General features: G+C 58.5%; 14 protein-coding genes and 1 tRNA gene. 14 read left to right on the top strand and 1 reads right to left on the bottom strand.

Annotated features, from left to right (window positions below; translation table 11 throughout):
* Positions 1-112: 112 nt before the first annotated feature.
* Positions 113-189: transfer RNA gene (locus tag ABUA09_RS11770), tRNA-Pro, on the top strand.
* 191 nt (positions 190-380) lie between these two features.
* On the opposite strand, the gene ABUA09_RS11765 is transcribed toward ABUA09_RS11770, so the two are convergent.
* Positions 381-1,892 carry a recombinase family protein gene (locus ABUA09_RS11765; protein WP_242857325.1) on the bottom strand — a complete coding sequence of 504 codons (1,512 nt, stop codon included), beginning with the start codon at positions 1,890-1,892 and terminating at the stop codon, positions 381-383.
* 433 nt (positions 1,893-2,325) lie between these two features.
* Between ABUA09_RS11765 and ABUA09_RS11760 the strand changes: the two genes are divergently transcribed.
* The 13 genes from ABUA09_RS11760 to ABUA09_RS11700 form a co-directional block, all read left to right on the top strand.
* Positions 2,326-3,684: an IS1182 family transposase gene (locus ABUA09_RS11760; RefSeq protein WP_349949377.1), complete on the top strand. Its 1,359-nt coding sequence runs from the start codon at positions 2,326-2,328 to the stop codon at positions 3,682-3,684.
* 646 nt (positions 3,685-4,330) lie between these two features.
* Positions 4,331-5,563: a phosphotransferase gene (locus ABUA09_RS11755; RefSeq protein WP_058117937.1), complete on the top strand. Its 1,233-nt coding sequence runs from the start codon at positions 4,331-4,333 to the stop codon at positions 5,561-5,563.
* 239 nt (positions 5,564-5,802) lie between these two features.
* A complete protein-coding gene (locus ABUA09_RS11750) occupies positions 5,803-7,026 on the top strand; it encodes a PocR ligand-binding domain-containing protein (protein ID WP_033116447.1) in 1,224 nt (407 codons plus the stop codon).
* Between the two features lie 38 nt (positions 7,027-7,064).
* Positions 7,065-8,132: a response regulator transcription factor gene (locus tag ABUA09_RS11745; RefSeq protein WP_195608565.1), complete on the top strand. Its 1,068-nt coding sequence runs from the start codon at positions 7,065-7,067 to the stop codon at positions 8,130-8,132.
* Between the two features lie 46 nt (positions 8,133-8,178).
* Positions 8,179-9,321 (top strand): 1-propanol dehydrogenase PduQ, encoded by a 1,143-nt coding sequence (locus ABUA09_RS11740; RefSeq protein ID WP_349949376.1) that lies wholly within the window; start codon positions 8,179-8,181, stop codon positions 9,319-9,321.
* Between the two features lie 233 nt (positions 9,322-9,554).
* Complete coding sequence (gene pduA / locus ABUA09_RS11735) at positions 9,555-9,833, top strand: propanediol utilization microcompartment protein PduA (RefSeq protein WP_009256646.1); 279 nt, start codon at positions 9,555-9,557, stop codon at positions 9,831-9,833.
* 43 nt (positions 9,834-9,876) lie between these two features.
* Positions 9,877-10,686, top strand: coding sequence for a propanediol utilization microcompartment protein PduB (pduB, locus tag ABUA09_RS11730; protein ID WP_033116450.1), 810 nt, complete (start codon positions 9,877-9,879; stop codon positions 10,684-10,686).
* Positions 10,687-10,710: 24 nt separating this feature from the next.
* Complete coding sequence (locus tag ABUA09_RS11725) at positions 10,711-12,372, top strand: propanediol/glycerol family dehydratase large subunit (protein WP_288293501.1); 1,662 nt, start codon at positions 10,711-10,713, stop codon at positions 12,370-12,372.
* 16 nt (positions 12,373-12,388) lie between these two features.
* Positions 12,389-13,048: a propanediol/glycerol family dehydratase medium subunit gene (locus tag ABUA09_RS11720; protein WP_033116452.1), complete on the top strand. Its 660-nt coding sequence runs from the start codon at positions 12,389-12,391 to the stop codon at positions 13,046-13,048.
* A 17-nt stretch (positions 13,049-13,065) separates the two neighbouring features.
* Positions 13,066-13,581, top strand: a complete 516-nt coding sequence (locus ABUA09_RS11715) for a diol dehydratase small subunit (RefSeq protein ID WP_007494465.1) — start codon at positions 13,066-13,068, stop codon at positions 13,579-13,581.
* 28 nt (positions 13,582-13,609) lie between these two features.
* The gene (locus tag ABUA09_RS11710; RefSeq protein ID WP_033116453.1) at positions 13,610-15,430 is read left to right on the top strand and encodes a diol dehydratase reactivase subunit alpha; all 1,821 of its coding nucleotides are present in this window, start codon (positions 13,610-13,612) and stop codon (positions 15,428-15,430) included.
* A 1-nt stretch (position 15,431) separates the two neighbouring features.
* Positions 15,432-15,791: a glycerol dehydratase reactivase beta/small subunit family protein gene (locus ABUA09_RS11705; protein ID WP_033116454.1), complete on the top strand. Its 360-nt coding sequence runs from the start codon at positions 15,432-15,434 to the stop codon at positions 15,789-15,791.
* 4 nt (positions 15,792-15,795) lie between these two features.
* Positions 15,796-16,213 (top strand): BMC domain-containing protein (locus tag ABUA09_RS11700; protein ID WP_349949375.1); only part of this gene is annotated, 418 nt, incomplete at its 3' end.

Here is a 16,213-nt window from a genome sequence, read left to right as displayed (position 1 = left end):
AAGAAAGCTTTTTTGTCACAAATGGTATGCCATGGTATGTCGCAGAGCATAAATTGGGAACAGTCTTGACAATTTGAGAAGAAGTTACTATAATATATCGGTAACATTCTTTCGGGGTGTGGCGAAGCTTGGTATCGCGCTTGGTTCGGGACCAAGAGGCCGCGGGTTCGAATCCCGCCACTCCGACCATACGGAGTATCATTAAAGGATCTGAAAAGTTCTTTTGATGATACTCCGCATTTTTTATGCTCAATTCTATATGGCAATCTGTGCGGGGGCGTAGCTTAATGCTACGCCTTTTCTCGTTTCCAGCAGAATGTCCTGCTCTGGAATCTTCCGGCGATCCGGCACTTCAAAAGCGCCGATGCAGTTGTAGAAGATCACGACACGCTGCGTTTGGTGATCGTGGTGGCGTCGGTATAGCGCCGGATCGTTTCAAGAAAGAAATCCATATCCATTTGCTTGCCGTCTGCTTTTTTCAGTTCCAGCCGCAGCGCCTTGATTTTCCCGGCAGCCTCGCCCTGCTCCTGCTCATACCGTTTCGCCATTTTCGCAAACCGGGCATCGTCGATCTTGCCGGACACGTTGTCCTCATACAGCCGTTCAAAGAGCATATCCAGCTCCTTGTCACGGGCCAGAAGCGCATCCAGTTCCCGCTGTTTCCGCGCCCGGTCATTTTGCGCGACCTTTGCGGAGCGGCCCATCATAGCCTTGATAAAGTCGTTTTCGTACTCATTGGCGAAACAGGCCAGCCGCTTGACCTCATACAGAACGACCTGCTCCAAGAAGTCCAGCCGGATATAATGGGTTGAGGAACACTTGCGAAGTCCCGAGTTGTGGTTGTTGCAGCTGAAAAACTTAATGTCGTGATTGTTTTGATTGAAGTGGAATGTTAGATTGCCACCGCACTCAGGGCATTTCATCACGCCGGAGAACACGCTGGGCTCCTGTGTAACGGTAGTCCGTCTGCGGCGCGTGGTATGCAGGCTTTGCACCTTTTCCCATGTGATGCGGTCAATAATCGGCTCATGGACATTGAGAAAGATCGCCCGGTTTTCCTCCGGGTTTTCGATCCGCCGCTTTACCTTGTAGGACTTGGAATAGCTCTTGAAGTTGATCACGTCGCCACAGTATTCCTGCAATGTGAGGATTTTTTTGACGGTAGTGTGGTTCCACTTTGTAGGCTCCAGCGTACTTTTGGAGCCGCCCTTACTGATCCCCTTGCTGGTGCGGTAGGCCGAGGGGTTCAAAATCCCTGCCTCACAGAGCGCCGTTGCAATCTGCATAGGGCCGTTGCCCTCCAAAGCCAAACGGTAGATGCGCCGTACTACCTCGGCGGCCTCCGGGTCAATCACCCAAAACTGGGGATCGCCCGGGTTTTTGATATATCCGTAAGGCGGAGGGGACAGCGGGATGCCGGAATTGCCTTTCATTTTGTTGACGATCCGGCGCTTCTTGGAAATGTCTTTGGCGTACCACTCATTCATAATGTTGCGGAACGGGGTGAAATCATCCTCGCCCTCGTCGCTGTCAACGCCATCGGAAACAGCAATCAGCCGAATGTCGTGCTGCGGGAAAAATTCCTCGGTGAGCTTGCCGACTTCAATGTAGTTGCGGCCCAACCGGGAAAGGTCTTTGACAAACACTGCCGAAATGTACCCGGCCTCGATTGCCTGTATCATTTTCTGAAAACCGGGGCGTTTCATCGTCGTGCCTGTAATTCCATCATCCACGAAAAAGATGGTGTCCGCGTAGCCTTTTTCCTTGGCTACCTTTTGCAGGATCTTTTTCAGATTTTGGATGCTGTTGGACTCGTTGTCCATGTTATCGTCACGGCTCAGACGGCAGTAGAGGGCGGCTGTGCCGGTTGCGTATTTACTTGACTGTTTCAAAATATTCTCCTTCCCAAGCAGTCAAGCAAGGGTTTTATCCTATGTATATTGTACCCCTGCCGACCGCCCATGTTAAGGATGTCGATGGAACAATTAAACTGGCTCTAAATCGGCCAGCATTAGTTTCAAGAGAATGTCACGCATGGGCTCACTCTCGTCCTTATAGGCGGGCGTAACAATGAATGTGATTTTTCCGATTTGATATGTATATTCTTCCTTGCTGGCAGCGTCAGCTATAGCGACCTCCTTCGCGGTATCAAAACACAATGCTAACCTCTCCCCGTTGTCTGCTGGGGAAACATAAAAAGGCGGCACCCGCGCTGGGTGCCGCCCTTTCACCTTTTTCCACGCTGGGTCATTTTGGGGCTGTTGACAAAGCCCACTCAGCGCCGGAAATATGATATAATGAAAAAAGAGCAGTGGGGTGATGGGAATGCAACTGAAGCTGCACATGGTAACGATAGAAGATTTGGTTCCAGAGGGACACTTTCTGCGAAAACTGGAAGCCACACTGGATCTGTCCTTCGTACAAGAAGAAACAGCCAGCCTGTATAGCCGCGGGAACGGCCGCCCGCCCATCAACCCAGTGATGCTGGTGAAGTATCTGCTGGTAGGATACCTGTACGGCATCCCATCGGAGCGGCAGATTGAGCAGCGCATCCAGACAGATGTGGCTCTGCGGTGGTATCTGGGTCTGGATCTGTTTGACCGGGTGCCGGACCACAGTACCATCTCTCAGCTGCGCAAGCGCAAGCCTTCTTTCCGCAAGGTATTCCGCCGGCTGTTTGAGGAAGTGGTGCGTGAGTGCATCGAGAAAGTTCTGGTCAGCGGGCGGCTGGCAGCCACTGACTCTACCCATGTAAAGGCCAATGCCTCCCGGGCGTCGGAGTATCTGGTGGAGATGCGGTCGGAGCCGGGCGCATACTGGGAACGGCTGGACAGCTATGAGGAAGAGGGACTGCAGGAACTAGAGAAACGGACAGGACACCGCCGGAAGAAGCGGACAAAGCAGATCAAGCGGGACAGCCGCCGCAGTCACAAGCAGGTGAGCCGGACGGATCCGGAGGCAGGGCACATGAAGCGGCCGGGGAAACCGGAGGGTCAGTACTACCTGAGCCACCAAACTCTGGACACGGACCACGGTGTGATCCTGGGCGTGACAGTAACACCGGGTGATGTGCATGATTCCGTGCCATACCTGGACCATCTGGAGCAGATCCATCGGGATGTTCCCCCCATTCAGGCGGTCACAGCGGACGCCGCTTACGATTTTCCTCTGGCCCATCGTGTGCTGGAGGAGCAGGGAATCTCTTTTTATGTCAGGCCGCAGCCTTCTGCTGACAGAACCAAGGCGGAATTCAAGCGGGATGCCTTTTCTTATGATGCGGAGAACGATGTCTATCAATGCCCCAATGGGAAAGAGCTTCGCGTGAGGGGGCTGTACCGCAGTGCAAGCGGTGTGTACTGGGAGTATTGGGCGGACCGCGAAGACTGCCGGAGCTGTCCTTTCCGGGAGAAATGTTTGAGCGAAAATGATCAGCGCGGTGCGGGAAGGCTGCTGGACACCTACTTCCGTCCCACGGTCCGTCGGCATCTTACCCGGCAAAACGAGCCGGACTATCTGGATGCGCTGCGCAAGCGGCAGGTCTGGTGCGAGGGCACGTTTGCCGCTCAGAAGTGGGGACATAACTTAACACGCGTCTTGCGGCGGGGTTTAGAGGCAGCGGAGGACCACTGCCTCCTCTCGGCAACCGCTTTGAACTTAAAAAGGATGATCAGATGTATGGGATGACGCCGATGGGCGTCTTTTTTATTGCCATTCTTCCGCTCGTAATAAATGATCAGGCACTTTGTCAACAGCCCCAAGTTGAACCGAGGTCGATGAACTGATTGTCTGTGATACAAAAGTCAGTATCCAATGGAAAATGGAGCGGGACGACTATACCAGCCTGACCGATATTGCAAATGTAAAGGGCAATCAAAGAAAATCTGAACGCCGTTATATTGCTGGTATTAAGGTTTTTCCTATGCCAAAACGCTCGTACAGCAAAAAAGTATCGTTAATCAGAAGGATAGGTTTGTCCTAATAAAAATATTTAGATTGGAGTTTTTCCTGGAGCCCGCCGGAGTCCATAGATTCCGGCGGGTATCTTTTTGCATTTCCCACACTTGGATTTTTAAAGCGGTCAGGCTGGGAACTGCTGGAGAGCATACTCATAATGGCCCTGATCACCGGAGTCGAGTCCTGGAGTCGGCAATTATGCTTGTACTGGAGAGTGCTAGTTAGCAGTAAGAAGCCGTGCATGGCTGGAATAGGAAGACAAAAATTATGCATACTATGGCAGAAAAATAGGGTGACAGGGCGAAATATTCCATTGTGGCAGCGCCGGTTCGGTACTATTTTGATAACAGCACACATAAATGGGGGTGATACGCAGATGTGGATTTTGGAGGAAGGACAGATTTTACCCTATCTGCGTATCCATTACCCTGTGTTTGACCAATCGGGACCGGTTGATATCCAGTGCATAGGCGCACCGGAAGGAGAGGAGAAGCCTCTGGAACCGGATGAAGGCGGGCTGATCAACTATATATTCCGGGTTTCCAACGGAAAGCAGTCTGTCATCGTGAAGCAGGGGCGTTCCACCAGCCGGAAGAATGACAAAATAGTTCTGCCCATATGGCGGAACCGTCAGGAATATGAGACGCTCCGGCTCCGCCATGCCATTGTACCCCAGTACACGCCGGAGACCTATTATGTGGACTGGGAGAACGCAGTTTTTCTGATGGAGGATGTGTCTGATCTCGCCCAGGTTCGGAAGCTGCTCTGCTCGGGAGTCATGCTTCTCGGACTGGCGGAGCAGGTGGGGGAATTTGTTGCGGCGAGCACCTTTTACTGCTCGGAGTTTTATCTGGAGGCAGGCCTATTCCGAAGACTTTCTGCATGCTTCCGCAACAGCGATATGCGGTCGATCATGGAAAACTGGGTTTTCCTGCGGGATGCACCCTACCTCACCCATAATGGAAACCCGGTGCTCAAACAGCTTATCGACCGGGATGATAGCATCAGGGTTTGCTGCTACGAACTGCGCCACAAATTTATGACCCAGGGAGAGGCTCTGATACATGGGGATCTGCATACGTCCAACGTGTTTGCAGACGAGGAGCGGCTCAAGGTTATCGACATGGAGTATACCTTTGCTGGACCGCTCTGCTATGATATCGGATACTTTGCGGCCAGCCTGCTGGCCCAGTATTGCACAGCGTGTTTCCGGCCGTTCCCATCGGAAGAGGCGCGCCGTACCTTTCTCTCCTATCTCCTCTCCAGCCTGCTGGAGCTTTACCACTCCTTTGTGGAGCACTTTACGGAGTTCTGGAGAGAGGATGCAAAGCCGATTTATCAGAGATCGGGCGGATTTTGCGAACACCTGACCCGTGGGTTCCTGCCGGACGTGCTCGGGTTTGCGGCGGTGCCCTGCTTCCCCCAGATTACAACATCCCTGACCCCGGAGTTCGCCCGGCTGGACGGGGAGGCGCGGATACAGGCGCACGAGCTCTGCCTGGTGCTCTGCCGGTACCTTCTGCTTGAGCGGGAGCAGTGGGATACGATGGAGGATGCGGTTCAGGCCATCGGCGCGGTTACGCAGATTTACCTGGATTGCCTGGAATAAACGCAGCAAATTAAGACACATGGCGGGTTTACCATGTGTCTTTTTCTCAAAAAAAATTATTTAGATTAAATGGTGTTGCTCAAATGGACTTTTTGTTATATTTGTTATAATAGAGAAAAAACATGGCTGACGCGCAAGTGGGTACCCACTTGTGTTGCCGGTTATCCGGCAACGCAAAACCCTTTGTCTGCGCCGAGAGATGGGCCGGAACGGAAAATTGAGAAGGAGGATAGAGGGGCATGGAGGACGCAAGAAAATTGTCCGATTTTATTGATCTGGACCTGCTGCAAAGCATTCAGGAGAACTGCTCAAAAGCGATGGGCCTTGCATTTATCGCGGTGGATTACAAAGGCATACCCATTACCAAATACAGCGGCTTCACATCTCACTGCATGCTGGGGAGGCAGGCAAAGGGATTTGCAGAGATGTGTGAGCAATGCGACGCGCACGGCGGACTTTACGCCGCGATCACCGGGCAGCCGTACATCTACCGCTGCCACGCCGGTCTGGTGGATTTCGCGGTTCCCCTCATTGCCAATGGAAGCTATATGGGAGCGGTGCTGGGCGGGCAGGTGCGGCTTCAGGAGGAGAGTGAGCGGGAGCTGGAGCATATCCTTCCACAGCGCCCCAATTGGAAACGGGATAGGGAATGGGAGGAGGCTTACCAGAAGCTGGAGGTCGTCACCTATGAAAAGGTGGAGGCATCTGTAAAGCTGTTGCGCGACATCATCGTGACATTTGTGGAAGGGCGGACTGGAAAGGGGGCGGATGGAGTCCTGAGAGAAAAGGAAAAGCAGCTCTCGGAGGAGCGGGCGGCCCGTCTGGACCTGGAAAAGCAGGTGCAGAAGCAGGAGAGCAATACGGCCCGCCGCAGGACAGAGCTCCACTACTTCTTTTTTGTCATGAACATTATCTCAAAGCTAGCCTATGAGGAGAAGGCGGCCAAAACAGAGGCGGTTTCATACGATTTTGCAGACATGATGCGTTACGTAGCGGGGGCAGAGCATAAAATTTCCACCCTGGGGGAAGAGCTGAACTATATCGGGGCGCTTCTTCGGATACGGAAGGCTTGGGTTCGGGACAAGTTAGCCTATACTATTTCTGTCCCGGAGCAGTATCATCAGGTATCCTGTCCCTTTATGGTATTGTGGCCCATTGTGGAGTGTGCTCTGGAGGGGGCCGACACGGAGACTGCGGAGCCCAGAAAGCTGGATTTCTATGCGGAGGAGGAGAACGGCAGGCTGTTGTTTCAGATTCTCAGCAATGATACCAGCCGATCGGTGGAGGAGCTGACGGAAGAGCTGTCCGGGGCGGCGGAAGAGGGATACTTTCATACAGGCGGTGTGGACCGCCTGCTGAAGCAGACGCTGGGAGGGGGATACCGCCTGATGGTCAACCGGCGGAGAGACGGGCGGGCCGGTGCAGCGGTCAGCTTTTACCTGCCGCTGGAGCGGAACGGATAGCCGGCTCAAGAGTGCTGTAAACGGGAAGGAGCTGCCGCATGAAGCAGATTCTGGTTTTGATTGAAAACGAGTTGGAGCAGAGCATTACAGGGGATATTCTGCGCTCCGGGCTGGGGGCTGAGGTGGAAATCACCCTCGCAGCCGGGGCGGAGCAGGCCATCCAGCAGCTTCAGAGCGGAGCGGTGGATCTCTTCATTGTGGATGTTGAACGGTTTGACGTGGCCCACTGCAATCTGATTACCACGGCGCGAAAGACTGCCCCGGACACCCCGATCCTGGTTACATCGGTGGGGACGCAGGAGGAAATCGCAGGGTATGTCTGGCGCCTCGGCGTCCGGGATTATCTGCTCAAGCCGTACCGGCCCACGTGGCTGTTGGCCGCGGTACGCGCCTTGGTGCGTAAGGAGCGCAGTGTCGGGTGTGTCGCCGACCAGCAGGAGATTTACCTGAGGCGCCTGACGGAGCACCTGCAGAGATTCCAGTATAAAAAGTGCACCGATGCCGCAAGAGAATACCTTGATTTGCTCTATCAAAGTACTGACAATAAGGGTGTTATCCGCACGAGTGTGGTCCGCTTTGCGGAGGGAGTGGCGAAAGCCGGAATCCCGTTCAGCAGGACCACCCAGTGGAAGCTGTCGGGAAGTCTGGAGCACTTTCGGGTCCGCTTTGACCAGCAGGAGCGGAAATATGCAACCTATGAGTTTATTGTCCGGATGCTGGACACGATCTTTGACGCTATAGAGAAGAGCGGGCTGTACGAGGTAGACAGCGAGCAGAAGATCCTGAACTACATTGACCGGAATATCCGGCGGGGGGTCAGCCTGGATGAGGCGGCGGAGTACGCCAATATGAGCTCGTGCTATTTCAGCAAGTTCTTTAAGCGGATGACCGGGAAAAACTATATTACTTATGTGACGGACAGCCGAATTGAAATGGCGAAGCGCATGCTGGTGGACACGGAAATGCCGGTCATCAATATCGCCTATGAGCTGTCCTATAACGAGACAAATTATTTCAGCAAGGCGTTCAAGAAAAAGGTGGGCGTGACGCCCAGCGAGTACCGGACGGCCCATTCGGAGCTGTTCAGGCAGCAGGGGGCGGGCTGATACCGGCCGCGCAGACGCTTTGCAACGCCGGAAAGGGTGGAGAAACATGGAGGAATTCAGCTTCAGCACCAGAATCTTTTTTGGTGAGGGCGCGCTGGAACGCCTGCGCCGGGTGCAGGACAAAAAAGTTATGATTGTGACCGACCGTTTTATGGCGGGCATCGGTGTGCCGGATAAGGTGGCGGGGCACCTGACCCGGTGCCAGGTGTCTGTATTTGACGGCGTGGTGCCGGATCCCCCCATCGAGGTGGTGGCGGCTGGCGTCCAGGCCCTTCAGGACTGCGGCGCGGAGGTAATGATCGCCGTGGGCGGCGGCTCCACCATTGACGCGGCCAAGGCCATCCGGGCGGTTGCGAAGCAGACTCTGCACATCGACACGGACCGGTGGGAGTGCTTTGCCGTGCCCACCACCAGCGGCACCGGCTCGGAGGTCACGGACTACGCCGTGATCACCGACCGGGCGAAGGGGATCAAGTATCCTCTGGACAGCCAGGCGCTGCGCCCGCCGGTCGCCATTTTGGACCCGGAGCTTACAGTTTCCGCCCCGGCCTCGGTAACGGCCGACGCAGGTATGGACGTGTTGACCCACGCACTGGAGGCATATGTCTCCAAGGGAGCCAACGATTTCTCCGACGCGCTGTGTGAGAAGGCGGTTTCTCTGGTGTTTCGCTTCCTGCCGCTGGCCTTTCAGGACGGCACGAATCTGCTGGCCCGGGAAAAGATGCACAACGCCTCCTGCATGGCGGGCCTGGCGTTCAACTCGGCGGGGCTGGGGCTGAACCACGGCATGGCCCACGCCATCGGCGCCAAGCTCCACATCGCCCATGGCCGTATCAATGCCATGTTGCTACCGCATATCATTACATTTAACGCCGACTTGGGCCGGATTCGGAACGGCGAGTACGCCCTGGCGGCAAAAAAGTATCAGCGCATGGCAAAGGTTTTGGACCTGCCGGCCCCCAGTGTGCGGCTGGGCGTGACCAATCTTCTGCGGGAGGTGGAGCGCCTGAACCGCACCCTAAAGATCCCGGCCTCCCTGAAGGAGTGGGGAGCAGAGTCCTCCAAGGTGAAGGAGCTGCGCGGGGAGATTGTTTCCGCTGCCCTGGCGGATGCCACCACCGCGACCAATCCCAGACCGGTTGCGGCGGAGCATGTGGAGGCCCTTTTGAACAAGGTTATGGGGGGATAATCCCGGAGCGGGAAGCGGCGCCCCTATGTTTTCAAAAAAGCACCCGAAGGGTGCTTTTTTGCGTTGTTTATAGGAAAAGTAAAACAAACAGGCTCCGAACAGGTGGGGGACTTCCGACAAAAAAGTATATATGGTAGCCAAGAAAACAGGGAAAGGTTTCCGGTATAATTTCGACAGAAAGCGTGCGAATGCTGTTTCAGGCGCGCCGCGGACCACAATAAGGAGGTAGTAATATGCAACAGGAAGCCCTCGGAATGGTAGAGACGAAGGGCCTGGTTGGCGCCATTGAGGCCGCCGATGCCATGGTCAAGTCCGCCAATGTCAGTCTGGTTGGCTACGAGAAGATCGGTTCCGGCTTGGTTACCGTGATGGTGCGCGGCGACGTCGGCGCCGTCAAGGCGGCCGTGGACGCCGGAGCCTGCTCCGCCGAGAAGGTGGGCGAGGTCGTGGCCCAGCACGTCATCCCCAGACCCCACACCGACGTTGAGAAGATCCTTCCCCATATGGCGTAACCGACATAACGGAAACTTAAATTAATGTTCGGAGGGAACATAGATGAAAGACGAACTGATCAGCAAGGTCATGGACGAGGTCATGAAGAAGATGGGCGCGTCCGACGCGACTTCCGCCCCCGCCGCCGCGTGCTGCGGCAATGGCAGCGCAGCCTGCAACCTAACGGAGTTTGTGGGCACCGCCATCGGCCACACCATCGGCCTGGTGATCGCCAACGTGGACCATCAGATCCACGAGAAGATGGACATCGACCCCAAGTACCGCTCCATCGGCATCATTGGTGACCGTACCGGCGCCGGTCCCCAGATCTTTGCCGCCGACGAGGCGGTGAAGGCCACCAACTGCGAGATCGTGAAGATCGAGCTGCCCCGTGATACCGAGGGCGGCGCCGGCCACGGCTCCCTGATCATCTTCGGCGCCGAGGACGTGTCCGATGCCCGCCGCGCCGTTGAGGTCTGTCTGCGCGAGGTGGACCGCACCATGGGCGACGTCTACGGCAGCCCCGCTGGCCACCTGGAGTTCCAGTACACCGCCCGCGCCAGCCACGCCCTGAACAAGGCCTTCGGTGCTCCCATCGGCAAGGCCTTCGGCATCACCGTCGGCGCTCCCGCCGCCATCGGCGTGCTGCTGGCCGATACCGCCGTGAAGGCCGCCACCGTGGACGTGGTGGGCTACAGCTCCCCTGCCAACGGCGGCACCAGCTTCTCCAACGAGGTCATCCTGACCTTCACCGGCGACTCCGGTGCCGTCAAGCAGGCCATCATCGCCGCCCGTGATGTGGGCATGCAGGTGCTGAAGACCCTGGAGCCCAGCGTGGAGCTCAAGTCCACCACCACCCCCTATATTCTGTAATTGCCGGGAAGGAGTCAGACAGCTATGAAGTCAAAACGTTTTGAAGTTCTGGCCGCCCGTCCGGTCAATCAGGACGGCTACGTGCAGGAGTGGCCTGAGGTGGGCCTGATCGCCATGAACAGCCCCTTCGATCCCAAGCCCAGCATCAAGATTGAACATGGAGTAGTCATCGAGATGGACGGCAAGTGCCGCGCCGATTTCGATATGCTCGACACCTTCATCGCCGACCACGCCATCCGCCTGGGCAACGCGGAGAAGGCCATGGCCATGAACTCCCTGGAGATCGCCCGCAAGATCGTGGACATCAATGTCTCCCGTGAGGAGATCCTGGACATCACCCTGTCCCTGACCCCCGCCAAGCTGACCGAGGTCGTGGGCAAGCTGAACATCGTGGAGATCATGATGGGCATGACCAAGATGCGCGCCCGCATGATGCCCGCCAACCAGTGCCACGTCACCAACGTGCGCGACAACCCGGTTCAGATCGCGGCGGATGCCGCCGAGGCCGGCGTCCGCGGCTTCGCCGAGATGGAGACCACCGTGGCCGTCGCCCGTTACGCCCCCTTTAACGCCATAGCCCTGTTCGTAGGCGCCCAGGTGGGCCGTCCCGGCGTCATGACCCAGTGCGCCCTGGAGGAGGCCACCGAGCTGCAGCTCGGCATGCGCGGCTTCACCACCTACGCTGAAACCATCTCCGTCTACGGCACCGAGCCCGTCTTCATGGACGGCGACGACACCCCCTACTCCAAGGCGTTCCTGGCCAGCTGCTACGCCAGCCGCGGCCTGAAGATGCGCTTTACCTCCGGAACCGGCTCCGAGGTCCAGATGGGCTATGCCGAGGGCAAGAGCATGCTGTACCTGGAGGCCCGCTGCCTGGCCGTCACCAAGGGCGCCGGCGTGCAGGGCACTCAGAACGGCTCCGTGTCCTGCATCGGCGTGCCCGCCGGCGTGCCCGGCGGCATCCGCGCCGTGGCCGCTGAGAACCTGATCGCCATGCTGCTGGATCTGGAGTCCACCACCTCCAACGACCAGACCTTCACTCACTCCGACCTGCGCCGCGTGGCCCGCACGGTGCCCCAGCTCTTCTCCGGCACCGACTACATCTGCTCCGGCTACTCCGCCACCCCGAACTACGACAACATGTTCGCCGGCTCCAACTGGGACGCCGAGGACTACGACGACTGGACCATCATCCAGCGCGACATGAAGATCGACGGCGGCCTGCAGCCTGTCCGGGAGGAGGACGTGCTCAAGGCCCGCAACAAGGCCGCCCGCGCCCTGCAGGGTATGTTTCGTGAGCTGGGCCTGCCTGAGATCACCGACGCCGAGGTGGAGGCCGCCACCTATGCAAACGGCTCCAACGACATGCCCGAGCGCAACGTCAACGAGGATCTGAAGGCCATCGAGGACATGATGGCCCGCAAGGTGACCGGCGTTGACTTCGTGAAGGCTCTGGACCGCGCCGGCTTCCCCGATGTGGCCCACAACATCTACAACATGCTCCGCCAGAAGGTGGCCGGCGACTATCTGCACACCGCCTCCATCTTCGACGAGCAGTTCCACGTGCTCTCCGCCGTCAATGTGCCCAACGAGTATCACGGGCCCATGACCGGCTATCAGATCAGCGAGGAGCGCTGGAACCAGCTGAAGAACATTCCCAACGCCATCCGTCCGGAAGATATCTAAGAGGGGTGAAGCAGTCATGACGTTTGATGAAAACACTCTGCGCAGTGTAATTGAAGAGGTCCTGAAGGAGATGGGCGAGGTGAGCGGCACCGCCGCCCCCGCTGCGGCGCCTGTCACCGTGGCCGCGGGCAAGCTGACCATCACCGAGAATGGCGAGGCCCGGAAGGGCACCGCCGCCGACGAGGTGGTCATCGGCCTGGCACCCGCCTTCGGCACCAAGCAGGTTAAGACCATTATCGACCTGCCCCACGACAAGGTGCTCCGCGAGATCATCGCCGGCATCGAGGAGGAGGGCCTGAAGTGGCGCATCATCAAGGTGTACCACACCTCCGACGTTTCCTTCATCGCCCATGTGGCCGCCGAGTACTCCGGCTCTGGCATCGGTATCGGCATCCAGTCCAAGGGCACCACGGTCATCCACCAGAAGGATCTGCCCAACCTGTCCAATCTGGAGCTGTTCTCCCAGGCGCCTCTGATCGACCTGGACACCTACCGCAAGATCGGCAAGAACGCCGCCAAGTACGCCAAGGGCGAGTCCCCCACGCCGGTTCCCACCAAGAACGACCAGATGGCCCGCCCCACCTATCAGGCGCTGTCCGCCCTGCTCCACATCAAGGAGACTGAGCTGGTGGACAACAACAAGAAGCCGCAGGCCGTTACGGTCTCGTTCCAGTAAAGGAGGCAGCACGTTTTATGGATCAGGAACTTTTGATGAAGCAGATCGTGGAGCAGGTTATGGCCGCCATGAAGAACGGCACTCCCGCTTCCGCGCCCGCCGCCGCTTCCAGCTGCGGCTCCAAGGTCACCGCGGCCAATTATCCTCTGGCCGAGAGCATGGCCGACCAGATCAAGACCCCCACCGGCAAGGACTTCACCTCTCTGAGCTATGAGAAGGTCATTAACGGCGAGCTCTCCGCCGACGACATGCGCATCGCGCCCGAGACCCTGGAGATGCAGGCCCAGGTGGCCGAGTCCGTCCACCGCGAGGCCTTTGCCGGCAATCTGCGCCGCGCAGCCGAGCTCATCGCCGTGCCCGACGACCGCCTGCTGGAGATCTACAACGCCCTGCGTCCCTACCGCTCCACCAAGCAGGAGCTGCTGGACATCGCCGGCGAGCTGGACGGCAAGTACGGCGCCAAGACCGCCGCTTCCCTGGTGCGGGAGGCTGCCGAGGTTTATGAGAAGCGCGGCCGCCTGAAGAAGTTCTAATCATACTTCAGAGTCAGGAGGCCCCAGAATGAAACTGGTCGCAGGCATTGACATCGGAAACGCGACAACAGAGACAGCATTGGCCCGGCTCGAGGGCGGTCATGCGGTCTTTCTGGCCAGCGGAACCGTCCCCACCACGGGCATCAAGGGGACCCGCCAGAACATCAACGGCATCTTTCACTCCCTGACCAACGCTTTGGAGAAGGCCGGGCTGGAGCTCAAGGAGCTGTCGGAGGTGCGCCTGAACGAAGCCGCCCCCGTCATCGGCGATGTGGCCATGGAGACCATTACCGAGACCATCATCACCGAATCCACCATGATCGGCCACAACCCTGCCACACCCGGCGGAATGGGCGTGGGCGTAGGCGAGACGGTCCTCATCACGGAGCTGGAACAGGCGCCGGTCGGGCAGGACTATATTGCAGTGGTGCCCGGGACGGTGGACTTTGAGGTGGCGGCCCGGCTGATCAACCGGGCCACCGCCGGGGACCGCAAGGTCACCGCAGCCATTGTCCAGCGGGATGACGGCGTGCTGATTCACAACCGCCTGACCTGCAAGATCCCGATCGTAGACGAGGTGGCGCTGATTGACAAGGTGCCCATCGGTATGCGTTCCGCCGTGGAGGTGGCCGCCGTGGGCGGCGTGGTGGAGGTGCTCTCCAACCCCTACGGCATCGCCACCCTGTTTGGCCTGTCCTCCGATGAGACCCGGCAGGTGGTGCCCATCGCCCGGGCTTTGATTGGAAACCGCTCGGCGGTGGTGATCAAGACCCCGGCCGGAGACGTGAAGGAGCGGAAAATTCCGGCCGGCACGATTGAGCTGCTGGGGGAAAACCGCAGCGTCAAGGTGGATGTGGACGACGGGGCCGACAGGATCATGAAGGCCGTGGAGTCCATTCCCAGCCTGGAGGATGTGCGGGGAGAGCCGGGAACCAACGCCGGCGGCATGCTGGAGAAGGTGCGCCAGGTCATGGCGAATCTGACCAGCCAGCACCCCAAGGACATCAAGATTCAGGATCTGCTGGCGGTCGACACGTTCACACCCCAAAAGGTTCAGGGCGGCCTGGCCAACGAGTTTTCCCAGGAGAACGCCGTGGGCATCGCCGCCATGGTCAAGGCGGACCGCCTCCAGATGGAGGCCATCGCCCGGGAATTTGCCCAGCAGATCGGGGTTCCGGTTGAGGTGGGCGGCGTGGAGGCCGACATGGCCATCCGCGGCGCCCTCACTACCCCGGGCACCAATAAGCCCCTGGCCATTCTGGACATGGGCGCCGGCTCGACAGACGCCTCCATCATCAACGCCGAGGGACAGATCCACTCCATCCACCTGGCCGGAGCGGGCAACATGGTCACACTTCTGATTCAGTCGGAGATGGGACTGCCCGACTTCGACACGGCGGAGGATGTGAAGAAGTACCCCCTGGCCAAGGTGGAGAGCCTGTTCCACATCCGCCACGAAAACGGCACCGTGGAGTTCTTCCAGCAGCCGCTGGATCCCAACCTGTTCGCCAAGGTGGTCATTCTCAAGGAGGGCAAACTGCTCCCTCTGGAGGGCGACTGGAGCATGGAGAAGATCCGGCTCATTCGGCAGCAGGCCAAGCAGAAGGTGTTCGTCACCAACGCAATCCGGGCCCTGACCCGGGTCAGTCCCACCGGCAATGTCCGGGATATTCAGTTCGTGGTGCTGGTGGGCGGCTCCGCGCTGGACTTCGAGGTTCCGCAGATGGTGACCGATGCACTTTCCCAGTACAAGGTTGTCGCGGGCCGCGGAAATATCCGCGGCACCGAAGGCCCCCGCAACGCGGTGGCCACCGGGCTGGTGCTCTCCCTGACGGAAGGGAGGGGCTGATATGCCCGTAATCCAAGAAAGGATCAAGCCCACCGTCCATGTCCGCTGTGCAGAGGACGCCCCGCAGGAGGTACTGCGGCAGCTTCAGTACGGCATGGAGGAGGAGGGCATTCCCTGGGAGGCCGCGGCCGGGACGGGCAACGCCCTGTCCCTGGCCTGGGAGGCCGCCCGGAGCTCCCGGCTGGAGGTGGGAATCGGCCTGGACCGACAGGCGCTGGTTCTCCACTACTCCAAGCTGGAGCGTGAGCAGCCCCTGTTCCGTATTCCCGCCGATTCCGGTATGGAGACGGTGCGGGCGCTGGGGGCCAATGCGGCGCGGCTTGTGAAAAAGCTGCCGCTGAAGGCCCTGGACAGGAGGTGAGAGCATGCAGCAAAAAAGCCTGGGACTCATAGAGATCCAAGGCCTGGCGGCCGGCATCGAGGCCGCCGACGCGGCGGTGAAGTCGGCCAATGTGGAGCTGGTGGGCTATGAGCTTACCAAAGGCGGAGGCTGGACCACCATCAAGATCCTGGGCGATGTGGGCGCGGTGAAGGCAGCGGTGGATGCCGCGCGGATTGCCGCCGGAAAGGTGAGCCGGGTGGTAAGCACCCGGGTAATCGCGCGGCCGTCCATGGGGCTGACCGGCTTGATCCACAACACCGACACGGTGGGAGATCAGCCGCCGGAGCCGCCTACGCCGCCCACTCCAACTGATCCGCCGGAGCCGACGAAGCCTCCGGCAGATGCACTGTCCGTTGAGGAGAGTGCTCCGGAGGCGATGGAGTCCCCGGAGGAGGCGCAGC

The sequence above is a fragment of the Intestinimonas sp. RTP31139st1_F5_RTP31139_211217 genome (genome assembly GCF_040226735.1).
In the GTDB taxonomy this organism is placed as follows: Bacteria; Bacillota; Clostridia; order Oscillospirales; family Oscillospiraceae; genus Intestinimonas; species Intestinimonas butyriciproducens.
Note: the sequence above shows the minus strand (reverse complement) of the source record. Positions and strands in the feature narration are given on the sequence as shown.

What these genes read in the sequence shown, in the direction of transcription:
- ABUA09_RS11750 (WP_033116447.1), top strand. Translation starts at nt 5,803, where the DNA reads ATGGAGGACGCAAGAAAATTGTCCGATTTTATTGATCTGGACCTGCTG.
- ABUA09_RS11725 (WP_288293501.1), top strand. Translation starts at nt 10,711, where the DNA reads ATGAAGTCAAAACGTTTTGAAGTTCTGGCCGCCCGTCCGGTCAATCAG.
- ABUA09_RS11705 (WP_033116454.1), top strand. Translation starts at nt 15,432, where the DNA reads ATGCCCGTAATCCAAGAAAGGATCAAGCCCACCGTCCATGTCCGCTGT.
- pduA (WP_009256646.1), top strand. Translation starts at nt 9,555, where the DNA reads ATGCAACAGGAAGCCCTCGGAATGGTAGAGACGAAGGGCCTGGTTGGC.
- ABUA09_RS11755 (WP_058117937.1), top strand. Translation starts at nt 4,331, where the DNA reads ATGTGGATTTTGGAGGAAGGACAGATTTTACCCTATCTGCGTATCCAT.
- ABUA09_RS11720 (WP_033116452.1), top strand. Translation starts at nt 12,389, where the DNA reads ATGACGTTTGATGAAAACACTCTGCGCAGTGTAATTGAAGAGGTCCTG.
- ABUA09_RS11710 (WP_033116453.1), top strand. Translation starts at nt 13,610, where the DNA reads ATGAAACTGGTCGCAGGCATTGACATCGGAAACGCGACAACAGAGACA.
- ABUA09_RS11740 (WP_349949376.1), top strand. Translation starts at nt 8,179, where the DNA reads ATGGAGGAATTCAGCTTCAGCACCAGAATCTTTTTTGGTGAGGGCGCG.
- ABUA09_RS11760 (WP_349949377.1), top strand. Translation starts at nt 2,326, where the DNA reads ATGCAACTGAAGCTGCACATGGTAACGATAGAAGATTTGGTTCCAGAG.
- ABUA09_RS11715 (WP_007494465.1), top strand. Translation starts at nt 13,066, where the DNA reads ATGGATCAGGAACTTTTGATGAAGCAGATCGTGGAGCAGGTTATGGCC.
- ABUA09_RS11745 (WP_195608565.1), top strand. Translation starts at nt 7,065, where the DNA reads ATGAAGCAGATTCTGGTTTTGATTGAAAACGAGTTGGAGCAGAGCATT.
- pduB (WP_033116450.1), top strand. Translation starts at nt 9,877, where the DNA reads ATGAAAGACGAACTGATCAGCAAGGTCATGGACGAGGTCATGAAGAAG.